8 protein-coding genes and 1 pseudogene are annotated in these 18,391 nt (G+C 42.5%); all 9 read right to left on the reverse strand.

Annotated features, from left to right (window positions below; all coding sequences use genetic code 11):
- Window positions 1-1,263: pseudogene (locus tag WKF69_RS10440) on the reverse strand (hypothetical protein); the annotation flags it as partial.
- A gap of 4 nt (window positions 1,264-1,267) precedes the next feature.
- On the reverse strand, window positions 1,268-2,164 hold the full coding sequence (locus WKF69_RS10445) for a hypothetical protein (RefSeq protein ID WP_340381643.1): 897 nt from the start codon (window positions 2,162-2,164) through the stop codon (window positions 1,268-1,270).
- Between the two features lie 404 nt (window positions 2,165-2,568).
- Complete coding sequence (locus WKF69_RS10450; protein ID WP_340381644.1) at window positions 2,569-4,317, reverse strand: hypothetical protein; 1,749 nt, start codon at window positions 4,315-4,317, stop codon at window positions 2,569-2,571.
- 17 nt (window positions 4,318-4,334) lie between these two features.
- A complete protein-coding gene (locus WKF69_RS10455; protein ID WP_340381645.1) occupies window positions 4,335-6,476 on the reverse strand; it encodes a hypothetical protein in 2,142 nt (713 codons plus the stop codon).
- Between the two features lie 14 nt (window positions 6,477-6,490).
- Window positions 6,491-11,479, reverse strand: coding sequence for a hypothetical protein (locus WKF69_RS10460; protein ID WP_340381646.1), 4,989 nt, complete (start codon window positions 11,477-11,479; stop codon window positions 6,491-6,493).
- 156 nt (window positions 11,480-11,635) lie between these two features.
- Window positions 11,636-12,883, reverse strand: a complete 1,248-nt coding sequence (locus WKF69_RS10465; protein ID WP_340381648.1) for a DUF3592 domain-containing protein — start codon at window positions 12,881-12,883, stop codon at window positions 11,636-11,638.
- Between the two features lie 37 nt (window positions 12,884-12,920).
- Window positions 12,921-13,457 (reverse strand): WG repeat-containing protein, encoded by a 537-nt coding sequence (locus tag WKF69_RS10470; RefSeq protein WP_340381650.1) that lies wholly within the window; start codon window positions 13,455-13,457, stop codon window positions 12,921-12,923.
- A gap of 77 nt (window positions 13,458-13,534) precedes the next feature.
- Window positions 13,535-16,801 (reverse strand): SdrD B-like domain-containing protein, encoded by a 3,267-nt coding sequence (locus WKF69_RS10475; RefSeq protein ID WP_340381652.1) that lies wholly within the window; start codon window positions 16,799-16,801, stop codon window positions 13,535-13,537.
- 78 nt (window positions 16,802-16,879) lie between these two features.
- Complete coding sequence (locus WKF69_RS10480; RefSeq protein WP_340381653.1) at window positions 16,880-18,352, reverse strand: hypothetical protein; 1,473 nt, start codon at window positions 18,350-18,352, stop codon at window positions 16,880-16,882.
- Between the last annotated feature and the right edge of the window lie 39 nt (window positions 18,353-18,391).

Raw genomic sequence — 18,391 nt, forward strand, 5'->3', positions numbered from 1 at the left:
AGGCCTGATGCTGGCGCTGCCAAGGTCATAATAAATATTTTCCAGAGTAATAGTCTTTCCGGGAATTGTTTCTTCAATATCAAGTTCCAATTGTACATATAGCGTAGTGCTTCGGTTCAGACCTTTGGTACTCAGCTTCTCAATGTTGGAGATGTATCCTGCTTTTTTACCTGAAACTGTAAAATCGCTGGCAGGCTCAATTGGTAAGGTAAAGGTTCCATTATTAGCATCACTTTGGGTATTTAAATTGTTCCCAAGAGTCATATTTACCGCCCTAATCAATACCCCGCCCTCGGGACTACGGGTGGTTTTGTTATTAACTTTGCCGGAAACAGTAAATCGCGGGTCATGGTGCGTGATATTGAAGGTAATCTCTTGTACGGCAGCATCAAAACTTGTTTTTGGGATATTTTGATCAACTGTACTAATTCCGTGAAGTACTCCGGTAAACGTATAATCTGCAGCCTGAACGGATTTAAAAATAACCTCACCATTGGCATTAGTAATACCGGTAATTTTGCCAGAGGGACCGTTAATTGTTACTTCCACTGAAGGAAGAGGCAGTCCCGTTTGCTCATCGCTTACGATGATACGCAGATTTTTGTCCAGTATCGTAATTTCCGTTTTTTTAATAAGCGGCTGTGTTTGTTGTACATCCTCTGCCGGAGCTTTTTTCTTTTTATTCTTGAGGATGCTGGTACCTATGCCAAGGGAGTAATAGAAATGATCATTTACAGTCAGATTGAGCGCACGTCTGTATTGAATACTGGTAAGAACAAAAGCTTCATCGAATAAATTGAACTGGATCCCAGCCCCGGCAGGAATATAGATACCTGATTTACCCTTGTAGAATGAAAGTCCGGCGCCGCCCGAAAAATAGGGAACAAGCTTACGGGAATCATTAAACAGTTTGATGTTAAGCCCGGCATTCAGGTCCAGTAAAAATTGGTTACTTCCATTGATGCTGCCATTCTTATATAAGTAGTCTGTTGAACTCGCATCCAGCGTTGTCACGATATCAACAGTCCTGCTGATGCCTTTTAGGTAATTCACGCCAAAGCCCATTTGCATGTCGTCTACTTTATACCATTGGCCATTGTTAAGCATGTTTTTTAAGGAACTGGTCCGCATTAGCTGAGCGCTCTCGAAATCATTGTAGAAGGTGTGGAACAGAAGTGTAGACGACTTCTTTTCCTGCTTAAGCTGGGCAGAAACCTGCAGACCATAACATCCCAGGAGGAATATAAAGAGTATAGACTTCATCCTTTTAGTTTTTTATTGAATCTTCATTCTTCCTATTCTTATCCATGTTACCCATTTGGTTTACGATGTTGAAAATGGCAGGCTCGCTTCTTCCCTGTATGTTCGTATCCATACCCGGAATGGGCTGGCCCCTCCTGTCGAGTGTTTGTACTGTCCAGATAAACTGTTTGTTTGCGGTAGAATCCAGCATTGGTAATTGAGTCCGCCAGATGTATTGTGTACTTCCTTTTGTAGAGATTTCGTTTAACAATGGACGGTTACCCCGGAAGGCCTGCATGGGCGTCTGACCAGGTAGTATTTCAAATACCTGTACCCGATATTGGGGAAGGTCAGGGGAACCTGGAATAAGACTCGTCCAGCGAAAAATGATGATGTTTTGGGCCAGACGGGCATCCAGAATGCTCCCACTGGCGGGCTGCATTAAAATCGGCAGCTGATAGGAAGTGATAAAAAATGGGCGGGTTTGTCTTGCCCGGACGATATCTCCCGCGGTATTCAAAATCTCAACCCTCAATTGATATTGTCCTGCAGGCAAACGGCCGGTATGTTGAAGGGTATTCTGTAGATTTCCCTGAAATACTAAATTTTGCAGTTGGAGTGCATCTGCTATGGTAAACTGGTTTACGCCTGCTCTTAAGATGTAGATTCTGGCAGCATTAATATTGGATGCCCCGATGATGCTCCCTCTTTCATCAAGCAAGCTTGACCTCAATTTTACGGAAGGATCATTTAAAGCTGGACCTTGCATATATGAAATAATCATCTGGCCGTTGACTGGGTTCACCCAATCAGACAACCACGGCTGCGGCCTGTTGTTTAACGCGAGGTTCAGTGTAATTTGAGCCCCGGCCGGCTTGATGAGCAGAACAATAGCAAAGAATAGTAGTAGAAGGTATTTCATTTTTTTGGAGTTATACGTTGTACGTTTTACGTTATAAGTTATCCGTTAATGTTAAAATTAGCAGTTCATTGAAAATGGCTGTAGGTTACAAATAAATTCAAATTTTATACTTACCTGGACAGTCCGTGTTTCTAAATCAGACATCCGACTTCAGACCTCCAACTTAATCTTCCAACTTTATACCTCTGTCGTCCGACTTCCCGATTCCGGCGAAGGCCGGAATCTCCTCTAATCACCCCACACGATATGTCATTCCAAGCGAAAGCTGGAACCTCATTAGTTTACTTTGCACCAATGACCCCTCAGTCAGCCGAAGGGGCTGACAGCTCCCCTTTAAGGAAGGGGAGCTGGATACGTACACACCGCATTCAACCTCTTTTGTCCGACCTCCGACTCCTCCCTTATCAAAATTTATATTGCAACCCCGTTCTCAGCGTACTTTCTAAATACTGCGGATTGCCGGGATAAGCAGGGGTAAAGGAACTTCCCGGCAATTCAGTACCATAATTGTATAAATTAGCGGTCATAGAAAATTGCCAGGTTAACTTTTTATATACATCCCAGTCAAAACCACTGGTAGCCAAAAGGTTTTTACTAGCGGTGAAAGGATCCACAGTGCTCAGACTGTATTGCAGCTGCCCTTTCAGGTTAATTTTCTCCGTAGCCTTCCAACTCATTCCAGTGGTGGCACTCAGGAGATTTAATTTAAGCGAAGGAGCTGTGTTACGAAACCACATCAGGCTAAAGTCGGGACTGATTTTTTTAGTAAAAAATGTGGGAACATATAGAATTAATACGGTTTGTGTATTGTTTTGAGTGGTCGACGCAGGTATAATTGTGGTTTCATCATATTTGCTCCAGGTATACGTGCCGCTTATCAAGTGGCTCATTTTACTGTTACTCCAGGTGTAAGCAGGGTTAATACTGATCTCATCGCTAACACTCCGATATCCCGAAAGGCCCGGAGAATTGAAGCCAAAATTATTAAAACTCGTATTCAGGCTGAAGCGTTCATTAAACTGGGTAAACACATTTACATTGGCAATAATCTGCTTAGTCAGGCTAGGGCCGGCAATACGGCTCAGGTTGCCGAAGCGCTGGCCTACGCTGGCCACTACGTTCATCTTTTTTTTCCATGCATTAAAGCGGGTATTAGCCAGGTATTCCATCCGGTCGTTGTTCATAAAAGGATAACCCGCTGTATAATAACCTGCGCCGTAATAATTGAATTTGGCGCCTGCTTCCCAGTCTTTCCCCTTTTTGACTATACTCGTCATCACTGCATTATCCTTTCCGGTGGAGGTGTGAGAGCTGATAAATGGTTTAAAATCTTCTACAGGGCTGGCAGACAAAGGGGTATTTAAATTCCGGGTAAAAAAACTTTGCCCAATCTCGATATGGTAATTCCAGCCTTTTTCCGAACTAACTTTAGCTAAAAAGCTGATCACCATATTTTCCTGCGGATCCAGGGGAGATAAAGGAGCTGAAGTAACTGAATTTCGTTTATCTATGGATTTTACGAAATTGAATCCGGCAAAGTATTTTCCTTCCTTTTCAAGTCCGAGCTGGGCCATCCACTGATTGCGCTGGTAGGCGCCAATAACACCGGAGGAAGGAGGTAGAATTGTGGGAGCCAGGTAATTAACGGGTCTTTGCGATACCCCATTAAACAGTTTAATGCGGAATTTTCCGGGCGCGAGGTTCACACCATAACCAAATACACCCAAATCGCCTGTGCTCAGCTCACTGTACTGGAGATTCTGTGTGCCCAGCAGGAGTTGTGTAGTTCCAATTTTTGGGCTGATACCAAAATTATTTACAGGATTTGTCAGAAACTGCCAGATACTTTGTGGCCCAGCGGTTGCCGCTGTAATAAAATTATTTTGCGTGGGACTAAAGTTGAAATTGAAAGGAACGCTCCATTTGCCAACAGTCAGTGTGGGATTAAAGGAATACCTGAAGAGGTTCCATGGACGGCGGGCCTGATAAAAATCGGGTACTGCCGGACTTGGCGCTTTATCAAGCCCATAACCCTCATACCACATACCCATCTCACCGCCAATAGTAACGGGCTTTTTCTTTTTCTCCTGGGCGCTTGCCTGTGATGCCAGATATAAAACCAGCAAGAAAACTAATTTGAATGGGTGGTTCATGAATTGTTTCTCATTAATTAATATTTCAATTGCAGTTCATTACTAAAATTCGAAACATTTTTATTAGCGTCTGTTAATCTTATGGTATAAATCATTCCCTTCTGACCCTCTGCAGCATCATCAAAAAAGAGTTTCCCTTTTTCGAATTCGATAATTTTATAAGTGGTCCAAAGCGATTTTTCATCTGCTCTTTTATATATTTCTATTTTTAATGGCCGGTTCTTCACCTTTTCATCAACTACAAAAGACAGGGATACTTTTTTTGCTTGACCATCATAAGAACCCTGGATTGTAGGTGCGGTCATCCTGTTATTCAATAAAGTTTTTATCTGGATACTTCTGGAGATTTTAGATGCTAATCCACCATCATCTCTGGCAATCATGGCATACTCATATTGTCGGCCGCCAATAATTTTCTTATCGGTAAATCTTATGACGCTTGTATTTGTATTGAAAAAGATGGAATCAAATTTCCCTTTGCCGTCTTCTCTTCTTAATAAGATATTACGCACAGCATCCTCGCTGCTTGAGTTTACAAAATTGATCACAACGGAAGTGTCACTAACAGTGAAACCCGTAATTAGCGGGCTCACAGGAGGTATGGTGTCTCTTTTTGTCAGCTCAATTATTTTTGAAGGAAGAGATTGATTAAAATGTGTATCAAAAGCAATTACTTTATAATAGATATTTTTTGTAAGCGTATTTAAGGTCGTAGAGTCATTTAGAGTAAAGGTGGTACGGCCCAGGCTGTCTTGGAACGTCTCTGTAACCACAGAAAACTCATGTTCCTTAGCGTTTGCTTTCAAAACCTGGTAGCCCATAAAGTCTTTTTCGGTGTTGGGACGCACTTTTATAATGATCTTACCAGCAGAGTCTATTTTTGCAGAGGAAATGAAAGGCATAGCTGGCGGCACACTATCGCTTAAGGTAACATAAGCAGGGTAGGAGTGGCTGCTGTTTCCGGCGGTGTCAACTGCTTCCACCATGTAATAATTGGAACCGTCCGGATCAAAGGTTTCATCGATGTACCTCATTGTGTTTGTGGGCAGTATTCCTTTTGAAATCAAGCTATACTTTCCATTTTCCTCGGGGCTTCTTTTAATAGTAAATCCTTTCAGATCGCCTGCATTTTTTGCAGTCATTTCCCAGGTAAGCTCAACCTGTTTGGGTTTAATATGGATCGCTGTTTTTAGAAATGGTGCGGGCGGAGGTGTTTTGTCCCTCGGAATAGCAATAAATTCGGATAAAACCATTTCATCGGCAAACGGTGTAGAAACCAATACCCTATAATGGTATTTTTTGTAATTAGTTAAACCAGTATCGCCATACGCAAAATCAGATTTTCCGGTAAATCCTGTTGGTTTAAGGTTTAGTTCAGGAGTTTTTATAATTTTTTTAAATGAAGCTCCGCTGTTGTCAGATCGCTCTGCAGTAAACGCATAATATTCATCGGATTCGGGGAAGGAGAATGAAATAGCTCCATCTCCCTCGCTAATTTTGACTGACTTAGTATTGCTGAGATATTTTTCATTGAAATTTTCACAGGTTACTTTCACATAAGCTATTTCGTTTCCTGCATTCACAAGTGGTTTGTTGATGCGAACACGATAAACATATGTTTGGCCGAGAGTAACCGAGGGATCGGATATCCTTACCGCCAGACCTTCAGCAGCTATCCTGCTTCTGTTAGCAGCTATTAAGGCAAAGCCAAACCGCATATCGGCATTGTCTTTTTGCTCTTTGAATGACTTCAGGCCGTCTTTCATGACATCCCCTCCCTGTGCCGTAGCATCAGGGTCAGAAAATACCATTGCGAGTCCGGCTATATTAGCAGCTGTACTATCTTTTGATTTTTCTTCTATCAACGCTCTTTCCCATTGTTCCTCTTTCCAGCGTTTAAATGGAGAACCAGAAATAGCCGTAAAGGCTAATTTTTCATATGGAACACCTTTGTTAAAATTTGCCCGTTCCACGATGTAGCCTGTTTTATTTGCTTCGTTAAACAATATGGGAGTAGCTGGAGCATAACGCAGCACAATACGGTCTGAATAGCTCCGGGCACTTACGGCAAGTGTCATGTTGTTCTGGCTACCCGCCTGCTGAGCAAAACAGAAAGAGTTTAGTATTACCAGAACAAGGATAGAAAGTAGTTTTGTCATTATCTCTTTAGTTATTATTTGGCAGCTGTTTGAAGCTGCTGATTTCCTGTGGTTCCAGGCCCCACCGTTTCCGAATTCGTTTTAAAGTACATTTTCTTCATCCGCACGATTGGTACATTGGTGGTGCTATGCTTTACAACCTGCCAGATATTATTTATTTTTTCTTCCAAACGGCCGGTTACCTGGAACTTATAACTTGTATTTGCTTTCAGCGAATTGATTGTTAACCCTGTTTTTGTAAGCTTGTATACCCTGGCTCCGAGCGCATCATAACCTGAGGCTACTAAGCCAATTGAACCTGATGCGACTGTAGCAGGTTTATGAGGAGTGCCCGGTTGATTTTGAAGCCCAGCACTGATTGCAGGTATGTTATTTGTATTACTACTCGACAGGCTTCCCGGATTAGTAGTATTCAACTTTGTGCCGGATACCTGATTTACAACTGAGGCATTGGAATTTAGCCCCACTACACCCCCTGTAGCATCCTCGGTTAAGCTTGGTGTATAAACAGCCCTGAAGTTTCTTACACTCATCTGGCCGCTCGACTGCTGCTCCGGGATCGCAAATTCCTCATTATCGGGGTAGTTCAATAATACCGAAAAGGATGTGTTGCGCGACACGCCTGTAGGGCCACTTGGGGTAACAACACTATTGATCAAGGTGTAATTCAGGCTTTCTTCAGCATCCTCCTGGGCATATACCACGCTTGGAACATCTACGCTAGTACCTGCACATTGTTCACCTGTTTTAAATTCCGCAGAAAAATTAAAATTTATCAAACCTAACACCTGTGCATTACCGCTGACCGATCCTTCCGCATAAAATGGCTTTGGAAATTCTGCATAAGCGTAAGCGCCGAAACCAAGAGAGATCAGGTTAATCTCCGAATACTCTTTAATAACGGTTCCCTGGTAATCGTAATAGGCCTTGCCATCCATCTTTGCAAATAACGCAATGCCTGATTTAATGCGCCATCCGTCGCCAAAACCAGGGCAATTTTGATACTGCATCAGCGAAGCATTGATCTCACTGCCAATATTGAATGAATATTTAATGCCGGCAGAATACTTATTTCCGCTGCTTATTACTTTATTATTTGTTGCGCTTGTGACAACACCCACCCCAAAAGCAAAGCCTTTCGCTGTTTTCGATTCTGAACTAACTGCAGTTTCAGAAAAGGAAGGAAGCGGTTTTCCTATGCTGGCAAACCCTGCAATCGTAGGCTGCATAAATCCGGTTGGGACTTGTATCTTATTGCCAAACATTAAATACGAATTGATATTAACCTGGTCAAATAACCTAACAGTATTTAGCGTGGAAGGTGCCCCGCAGGTAAATGCCCACTCATTCTTCATCCCGTCAATATAAAAATGAGCGTTAACAGGTCCGGATGGGGTGCTGATCGGATCTTTATTAAAATTAATCAGCAGGTTGGTGCTGAATTTTTTAAGCGGGAAATCGTAGCTGATATTCAATGCTCCATTAGCAAAAGCATTAGCTTCCTGCCCGATCTCTGCGCCGCAACTGAAGAGCCCGTCGATGGTGATGTTATTCATGCCGCCGGATGTATTAAACTGGGCGCCTAATGCCACACTACCATTAAATGTTTCTTCTTTCGGCGTGGTAGCGATAATTGCTTTCGCCTTGAAGCCCATTTTTACCGTCACATCGGGTACAAATACAGCCCCGGCAAAGGTGCTGGCATTTGCAGTGGCCGGATTAAAAACTGCAGGTGCAGTCATGTTCATCCGGCTGTAAACTCCGGCCCCAAACCCCCTGAATGCCACTCCGGTCATGAATACAATGCCCGGGGGAGGTAAGTTAACCTGTGCTTCTACCTTCCAGTATTTGAAGCCATTACCCACATTTCCCGGAATGTATTTCGTATTGCCAAATATGGCACCGGCCTGTATAGAGGTATTCAAAGTAGTAAATTTCGCTTGCAGATCTCCTTTGAAGCCGTTACCGTACGCAGGGTCCTGTCTGTAGAATTCTACGCTGCCATTAATGGTTAATGCAGGCATGGTAGCACTAATATTAATGCTCTCTACTTTCACACCCAGGTACTTGGGTTTCAACTGGGTTAGAAAACCAGCATCTGTTTTTACAGCGGAGGTTATAACTCCCACGTTGTTACTTTTTATTGCAGTAGTTGTCTGAACTTGTGAGGTGAGCGTATTCAGATTTGCGACGGTGGTATTCGCCGATGCGGCTCCCGGGGGTGTGTATTGGGAAGATTCAATAGCTCCCGTCAAGGCAATTTTTGTGTCCCCACTAATCTGTATCTGCGAATTTTCACTTCCAATATTTATTTTGGCGACAAATTCAACACCTCCTTTAAACAGGTATTGCTTTTCAGTGCCGGCGCCGATAGGTTCGATCTTAGGTTTGATTTCAGTAATGGTAAATGCGAAGCCCGAGAGCTTTTTCTGCGGACTGGCAAATGACCAGCTACCCGTGCTTAAGCTGAATGATTCCTGGCTGTTTTTTGAATATACCATACCGAGGTGCTGAAAATTACAGGATAGGTCCAGATCAAGAGGTAAATTACCCCCGGCATCAATGATTTTACCTGTGGGATAATACAGTTTGCCATTTAAGTCAATCGCCAGGTAAATTTCACGCTTGTTCGTCGCCGATTTAGACAGAGTAAGATTTAACGAGGATGTTTGATCGATCTGAACTTTCCCATCCCCTAAAAATTTGGATGTGATATCCGTTCCGGGGTGCAGTGCAAAAGTGATTGCGGATGGCGAGTTTGCCTGGGTCCCAGTACCCGGTAAAAACAGAGCTGAATAATTTATCGCGCTCCCGTTATCGTCAGCACTACTTAGGGGCAATGTGATCTTGCCAAGCATTTTTGCCTCTGTAAGAACGCTGTTGTTCAGGCTGACCTTAACCGTATCAATGCTGGCGCCCAGATTTCCAATATTAGCTTTGGGATAAGTCAAGACATTATTCCCAAGAATTTTCCCCGTCACCCCGTCCTTATCAATAATTAAATTCTGGGCAATTACCTGCACCTGATTTGCAGTATCGGCATAACTTCTCAGTTGGTCGGGCAAAGTAAGCTTAAAGTCCTTGAGGTAAAACCCCGAGAACATTGCATTATTATTCCCTGTATAGCCGCTTGGAAACACCATTCCCGCAGCATTACTGACAGAAGAATGATCATAAGCGATTAAGCCCGATTCTATTCCTAAACCGTTCGAATTTGCGATAGTGCAGGCAGGTAAATTTCCCTGAAGTACAAAATCGTCCCAGTTTACAATTTCAAGCTGGAAATTCATATCCACATTTGATTTAGCGGGGTCAACCGGTACCAGCCATTCGTTGGGTAATTGCACATTTGCATCGAGGGTATATTTCCAGTACTCATTGTTCGTTGCACTGAAAACCAGACCATTGCCGATATGTCCTGCACCCTCTTTATTAAAAGTCAGCTTTAAACTCTCTGTTCCGGAATTGGCATATAGAAATGTGATAGGCTCCAGTAATTTAATCGATCCACTAATCCCGCTTAAGCCGCTCTTGGTAAACTCAATACCTTTTCCCTGGAAAGCAACGATGTCTGTTCCGTTATTGTAGGCATCTTTAAAAATACCTTTAGTTGTGAATGATGCAATTGCCTCAAATTCAGCATGATCTGGTTTAAAAACCATTTCAGTGAACCCCATCGCCGTGTTTTCATCATTATCTTTGAAATAGCCCAGCGGCATGTTCAGCGGAGCCACTGTGAGTGTATTATTAACCTGATCGGTTGCAGATGCGGGGATAAAAGGCTTCAGTATTTTATTTGCCTGCAGATCATTGCTGATGTTTTTTATCTTATTTACAGTCCAGGAACCTGCGCTTGTATTGTTCAATACATTCACCGCCCATTGTGTAGGGTACACCTGGTTGGCATCAGTTTCGGTATAAATTGCACCCATGCATAGTTGATCACCTCCATTGACTTTGATGTCCTTAAACTTTACGTTAAGTACACCGAGCCACTTAACATATACAGTTCCTTTTCCGCTTAAGGCTGTATTTGTTCCGGTAGGGACGGAACTTAGCTTCATACTAAACCCATTAGATAATCCTATTTCATCTCCAATACTAAAAGTCTTTGTTGATGTTGTGTTACAAGCAGTAGAGTTTGACGCTGTCACAGGTGGCGTTGGGAGTTCAGACTTAAATGTGGTAGGTGAGCTCGTTCCGTTAGTTCCGCCTATTGGATTACCATCGCTGCCAAGAGCCTGAACAGTCCATATAAACTCACACCGGTAAGGGGGCAAACAAGGCGGGGACACTAAATTTGTGACTACAGTCTGGGTAACTGAAGTAACATCTTTAACAATCAGGGGCTGGTTTATGGTCATAGCCTGGGTGCCGCTTTGCCCGGTTAAGAGCTGCCAAACCTTCAAACGGTATTTAACTGCCGTATTTGGATTGGGAATAACCGGAGTCCACTGAAATATAATAGGTGCAGATAAAGCCGCTTCTGTAAACAGTTTGGCATCAAATGGTGCAATGTTCTGAGGCGCCTGATAAACCTGCTGTACGGAGGAAGGGATTGTAAAAGCTTTTATTTTTTCATCACTTACAGGAAGCATGGCGCCATTTTTATTTCCGAAGAACTGCACGCTGAGTTCATAATTCCCGGGTAACAGCGTACAGGACTGGCCAAGGAACGAAACTGCCTGATTACCGCTCCATACTTTCGTTATGGTATTGAAATTGGCTGATGTGGCTGTAGCGCTGGTGTATGAGCCGCAGACCTTTACGCCAGCTTTTTTAATGATCAGCAATAACTTACTTTCCTCAGCAGCGGACGCTACGCGGCCATTTTCCATTTTTGCCGTTGCGGTTATGGTTAATAATGAAGTACCACCTCCCCAGTTCGCTGTATTGGCATTAGGGCTTGCTGGCAAGGAAATGGTGATACTGGTTACTGGTTGTGCTTGAGAAAATATATGTATACTTAGTAGACAAAAAATAAATGTAAGGGATTTTACCATTGCCGCTATTTTAACTTCTAGTTGAATAATAGGAGAATCAGTTGATTCTTTTAAACCAGTGTTAAATTAACTTCAATTAAACATATAGTCAAGACTGCCCGCCTAAGAGGTATTAAACAGTGTGTGTATGGGAGATATGAATGAGTGTGCGGTAATTTATAACTTCTCATCCTCCTCAAATTCATCTTCCATTGATTGGACTCGTGGGTTGAAACCTATCCGGTCGCTGAAATCGATGTAGAACCTCAAACTCTTGCCTGGTTTTAGTGACCCCAGATCCAGATAGGCTCGAAACTTATCGCCTCTTTTAAGCCCGGCTTCGGCTCGAGATGGTTTCCAGTAATGAAGTGTCTGCTCAGCAGCTTCAAAACCATTTAAGTCTGCGGTAGGTGTTAGGGTGTCCTTATCAATTCGATAGTGTAGAATCCGAGCGTCTGGTTTCGCTTCGATCACTGTCGCTACGGCGGGAACTCCAGAGGTTTTGAGTTTGACCTCCCGACGCGGATCGCTTGTGTAGGAGCCAACTGTCACGGTCTCGTTCAGAACAAGAAAAAGCCAAACGAGAAACGCGACCGTGAATGATCCAAAAACCAGAGGAACCAGCCACAACTCCACCCATGTGTTCATGACGCCCTTGTCCGGATTGCGAGGGAGATAGATGACCTCCACTACGTCGCCAGTCTTCAGGCGAGATAGCCATGTCACCGCAGAGCTCCGAATCGCATGTTCCGTGCCTGAAACATCCTTATAGGCGATCGTCGAATGTTCACCGCTCGCATTGCTACCATCGTTCAGCGTTGAACTCGTCCATTCGGAGCCGGTGACGTGTCCAGCCACCTTGATTCCGTTGGAGCGCAGGTCGAGGGCTTGATTGAAAAATACATACGTTGCCCGCCCGCACAGTGGGATAACTAGCAATAGCATAAAGAGAACAGGGAAACGAAATGGGTTAAGGCGAAAGTGAGAAATGACGGAGGTAATGAGACCGAAAGGATCACCATTTTCAGGTTCCCCAGATATGAGGACGGCGGACACCCATATCAGCAAAAAAAACCCCAAAAAGCCCAGAATAAAGAAGACCAGGAAAAACTCGCTTAACAAGAGAACTTGAGCATCTCGAGGCTGTGACGGGTTGTATGCCACAGTGACTGCATCTCCCACGCGGACTGATGGCGACGTGGTAGAAGTCCGGCTTTTGACCCTGACGCGTCCTCCGGTTGACGTAACAAATTCGACAATAGGCGATTGGAGGCTTGCCGAGGACGTATCCATCCCAACAACAACGCCTTGAGACCTTTCGCCGGTAATTAACAAGAGGACTGGATTCTTCAGAATTAATACGACCGCAAAAAGCAAAAGCAGGACGACGCCACTGAGCATCCACCCAACCCAATTCACTATCATAAGTCACCTTGTGGCCGACGGCCCGGTTTAATGACTATCATTCTATTGTCGTATTTGGTTGGTCGACTTTCTTTCCCGTCTTGTCAATGTAATACCAATTATTACTTACCCAGATACTATGTTCATCGTCTGATTGTGGCTTACAGTCAGTGGTTACCTTGGCTACCCCATTTTTAAAAGGAAAGGCACAGGCAAATTGCGGAATGATGATAACCTTACCGGTCAGTGAATCAGCATAACCAATTTTATTATTCTCTATAATTCTAAAAACTCCGTCCGATATATAATCTGGCCCATTGTCATAATTAAATACCTTATACAGAACATTTTCTTTTCTATCAATGGCTACAACTCCTATCTCAGGTTTAGCAACAATAGCAAAAGTCCTGAATGTGTCGGTGAAACAAAAATCGTATTTTCCAAGAGGGATAACGATTTCCCCGTTTTTATTTTTATAACCATATTCGTCTTTAAGGCTGTCATTGAATGATACTAAGTAATCATCGTATTGTTTGGGCTGCCCGCAGCTTGTTAAGCCACAAAAAAGAAGCAAAAGATTTGTAATGGAAACCATACATCGTATAAGCATATTTATTATAGATTTCTTAGTATACAAACACCATAACACAGTTCTTAGGGCCATGTTGTCTCTTAATTTCTTTTAAAGCGTATGTAATAGTACTTCTTAGAATCGTTGAGGGTTAACATGCCTGTTTCTCCTTTGCCCACCACAGAATTTTGTATGGGTAAAGCGATCCTTATTAAACCCTGGCTGTTTTTAATATCAAGTTTGGTTAACTGTGAAGTCTTATTATTCGACAGATTCCTGATTGTATAGGTAAACTGGTTAGAGCCGGAAGAGTAGTTGTTTTCTATTTGGAGAAATAAGGTGTCGCCTGCAACAATAATTTCAGTCTTATCGTTTGAACTTGCCTCAATTATTCCGCTTGTATGATCATCACTGATAAAATGATATGAATTAACAGTAATTGGTTCATTTAATTTAGCCTTTTCCTCTTCCTTTTCCAATTCAGGATTAACTTTACCCGTTTTATAGTCATCTTTTTTGCAGGAATATTTAGCAACATAATTGGTGCTTACTCCCCCAGCTGTTAAAAAGTTTCCGGCAGCATACAAATCAGCCCCAACTGCTGTAAGGGCCCATACATGCCCCGCAATCCCACCATACAATCCCGACCAATTAGTGCCATTCCATTTAGCAACTGAAGAGTGGTTAGTACCACCTGCGGTAGTAAAGGCACCACCCGAATAAATGTCATTGCCAATGGTTACAAGTGCGTCTATATGTCCATTTGTTCCCGTACCCACCGACGACCAGGTAGTTCCATCCCATTTAGCAATTCGATTAGTGCCCCACGGTTGCGTAAAAAAACCCCCTACATACAGATTAGGACCGACTACTAACAGGTCACAAACAGTAGGGGTTAACGACCAAGGTATTGCTAAAGACCAACTAGTGCCATTCCATTTATAAAGACTGCTGGTTGAATTATTACCCCCAGAATTCCCCGAAATTCCTCCCGCATACACCATTCCGTTAAACTCGGCAATAGAGAGTACCACACCACTAAATCCACCTGCCAAAGCACTCCAACTGGTACCGTTCCATTTAGCGATATTCTTAGCAGATATCCCTCCGGCTAGATTAAATAATCCACCAGCATATAAATTGTTACCTATCATGCGAATTTCCTCTACATGCCATATTCCATTTCCATTCCCACTAATTCCAGCTCCAAGCGCCGTCCAGTTGTAGCCATCCCATTTAGCAATACAGTTAGCACTTACGCCTCCTGCCAAAGAGAAAGTTCCACCAACATAAAGATCTGTTCCCACAGCTAGTATGGCATTAACCTTACTAAAGATGCCTGTTAAACCCTGCCCCAAGGCAGACCAGGTGCTGCCATTCCATTTTGCAATGTTATTGGCGGGCACTCCACCAGCCATGGTAAATTCTCCCCCCACGTATATGTCTGTTCCAATATGGGCAATGGCATAAAGCTTCCCATTTACTCCGGTTCCAAGAGGTGACCATACTTTTGTTCCACTTGGACAGACATCAAACCGGTTACCAAAATTTATTTGGGTTACGTTCTGTCCATTCTGAATTTTAATTTGATAATGACCCTGGGTGGGGGCGGTTTGTTGCCAGCCGGGAAGTATTGCTTCTTTAACGGTGTATTGCCCAGGCTTTAGGTCAGTAAAGCAATAATTTCCTTTTTCGTCAGTTTTGGTACTTAAATCAATTAAACCTGTCAGGTTGATCACCCATCCGACGATACCGGGTTCTTCCTTATCCTGTATACCATTCCCATTCAGGTCATTAAACTTTATTCCGCAAATACTGCTATTAAACGGTGTGGCTTTACAATCCCTTACAACAACAGTATAAATACATGGCGGACATGCCTTACCATTACAGTCTGCATTTAATGTTATTGTATAAACTCCATTAGCTGTTGGTGTAAATGATCCAACCAATCCACTGCCTGCTCCTATAGTAACTCCCCCTTTGCTTACTGTCCACTTTGTTTTGGCAACACAAGTATTATCATTGGGAGCGCACTGATAAGAACTTCTAAAATCAAACTTTTTATTGCAACTTCCTTCAATCTCTTTACCACACTCGAATCGTTGTGTGGCCGCAGCATTTTGAACGTACAATGATCCCCAGGTTCCACAGTCACAGCTTGGTGGTATACAATTTGACAATCTTACATCAAGTTCGGCACCTGGCTGACAAACTATCGGTCCGGGATCTTTATCATCACCCTGGAGTCCAATCTTTACAGCTGTTTGTCCGGTAGGAACACTTAGGTCAAAACAATAAATTACGGTAGTTGGTAGACCACTGTTTTGAACTTGTAAAGCAGGTGTAATATTGGATACCGTATAGACCGGTGAGTAAGATGGGTGATAAGCCTTAAAGCCACTTCCCGCATTGGAATAAGTTAAATTGTAGACAGAACTGGTGTAGGTGGACGACACACAAACTCTGTACTTAGTATTTCCGTCTGCGGAGGATAAACATTCAACAGATATGAGCTTCAATGCTAAATTCGCATCACAGCTATTTGCATAAAACCGTAAGGACTCACTTGACCCGTTATTCCCCCCAATTGGCTTTCCTTCCCGGTTCAAGGCCTGAACATTCCATACAAAATCGCACAGGTAAGGGGGCTTGCATGGACCGTTTAATAAATTTGTGATAATGGTTTGTGTAAGGTTGTCAACATCCCTGGTTATGATGGGCTGATTTACCTGCATCGCCTGCATTCCACTTTGGCCTGCTATCCGTTGCCACACTTTTATGCGATAGGTTACACTTTCGCGTGGCCGGGGAACTACAGGAGTCCATCTAAACGTAATTGGTTTTTTTAAATCAGTTTCTGCGAGAACGGTGCCATTTGCCGGCGATAGTGCCTGGGGTTGCTGGTAGTTTTGTTGCTCAGCTTCTCTAATAGTAAATGACTTGCATTTCTCTTCACTCAGAGGAGCTAAACCTGTCGGCCCTTGTCCAAAAAACTGAACACAAAGTTCATAATCACCCGGGGATAAAGTACATTCCTGGCCTAATAAAGAAGCTGCATTATTACCACTCCAAACTTTGGTAGGCGAAGTAAAATTCGCAGATGGCGCTGATGAAGAAGTATATGAACCACATATTTTACTACCGCCTTTTTTTATGGTCACTAAAATTTTACTTGATTCCACACGGGGATCTATCCTGCTATTAACCATTTTTGCAGTTCCCGTAAGAATTAATGTACCTGCTCCCATTTTAGTTAAAGATGCATCTGGATTTGGGGGTATTGTGATTGTAGTAGTTATTGGATAAGATTGTCCAAATACTTGCAGTGATAAAGCCAATAATAAAATGGAGAAATTTATTTTCACGTTAGTTAAGTAATACTGCCTGTGTATTCGCTATGTTTTACTGTTCAGATTTGTTTTAAATCAACCATTTTAATTGATTTAAAAAGCCCGTATAGCACGAACTCTTTTTAGTAATTCAAACTGGGCATCTCCCTGGTTCCCATTATCAAATTTTTGGAACCATGCCAACCATAAATGTAAATTTGTTTTAGGATAATGAGAGGAGGTCCAGTATTCGCCTGTGGTAAACCCCCCAACTACGTTTCTCTTCAGATAGAGCAGGTTTAATTCGTCCTTTGAAGGCAGAAACCAATCGCTAAAACCATTTAATGTTAAATCCTGACATAGTGACGATGCATTAATAATAGTGGGAAAAGGATTATAAAATAACCACAGATAAAGTCCAGACGACGCAAAAGCATTACTAAAGGTTGAAATTCCTGTAGCATTTGCGTTTCCTGAACCAACGATTGTATTAGTAAAGGTTGGTGCAGATAAAGTTGCGCCATATGTATTTATAAATAGGATCCCGGTACTCTGATCACTTTCCGCAGCTATTAAACCATGCTGGCAGGTGCTATCAACATAAAAAATAATTCCACCTCCATAATGTTCTCCAATAGTAAAACACCTAAATGTAGAAAATTTGAACCCACAGGGTTCGCATTTTTTTCCTCCACAAATTGGATATATTTGAAAGATAAAATCACCCACAACATCAGGTGCACTTAAGGTGATAGGCAAACGCGTTGCTGTGCCACTGCTCTGTATATTTCCGGTGTTTGATTCAATGATTTCCCACGCATAAGTTGTACATCCGGCTGGTTTACAATTATAAGCAGATGCTTCAAACTCAATCAAAGTACCCACTTTTACTTTTCCTTCGAGCCTCTCTGAACAAGGTAATCTTTGAGTTGTTCTTTCATTACCTGAATAATAAGTAACCTGTTGATCAGGGTTCCAATTTGTTGTGCACAAACATGTTTTTGGTTCACAATCCTCAACCAAGATAGTATAAGTACAAGGTGCACACCTTTGCCCGTTGCAATCAGCGGCAAACGTTAACGTATAGGTACCGTTTTCAACTAAACTAAATCCGTCGCTAAGGTGTGAAGTACCTGTACCGGATTTAATCAACACTCCATTTTTTTCAACTTTCCAGGTGGTTTTTGCCTCACAACTTTTATCGTTAGAACTGCATTGGTAAGAGCTTGTAAACTCGAATGGTCGTTTACAATTCCAAATTATCCTGCGGCCGCAATCATACTTCTTCTCACCTGCCACTAAAGAATTCCATCGCCCGCAATCACATAATGGTGCAGAAGTTTTTTCATCTTTAATATTTGATGCAATAGTAAATTCATTAATCTCACTTTCTGTGTTCTTCAATTCATCATAAGGCGGTTTTCTATCCGCTTCTATTCTCCATGCATATTTTTTCCCTTCTTCAAATTTGGGGGCAGTTTCAGGATATTGAAAAATATAGTTAAACAATCCTTCTTTTTCAAAAAAAGGCACATTGTTTTTTGTCGCATTTTCAGGTGACTCATTTTCTTTAATTGAAGTAGTCACTTGTTAAATACTAATAAAATTAGTAAATTAGCGATATGG

The sequence above is a fragment of the Daejeonella sp. genome (genome assembly GCF_037719425.1).
Classification (GTDB): Bacteria; Bacteroidota; Bacteroidia; order Sphingobacteriales; family Sphingobacteriaceae; genus Daejeonella.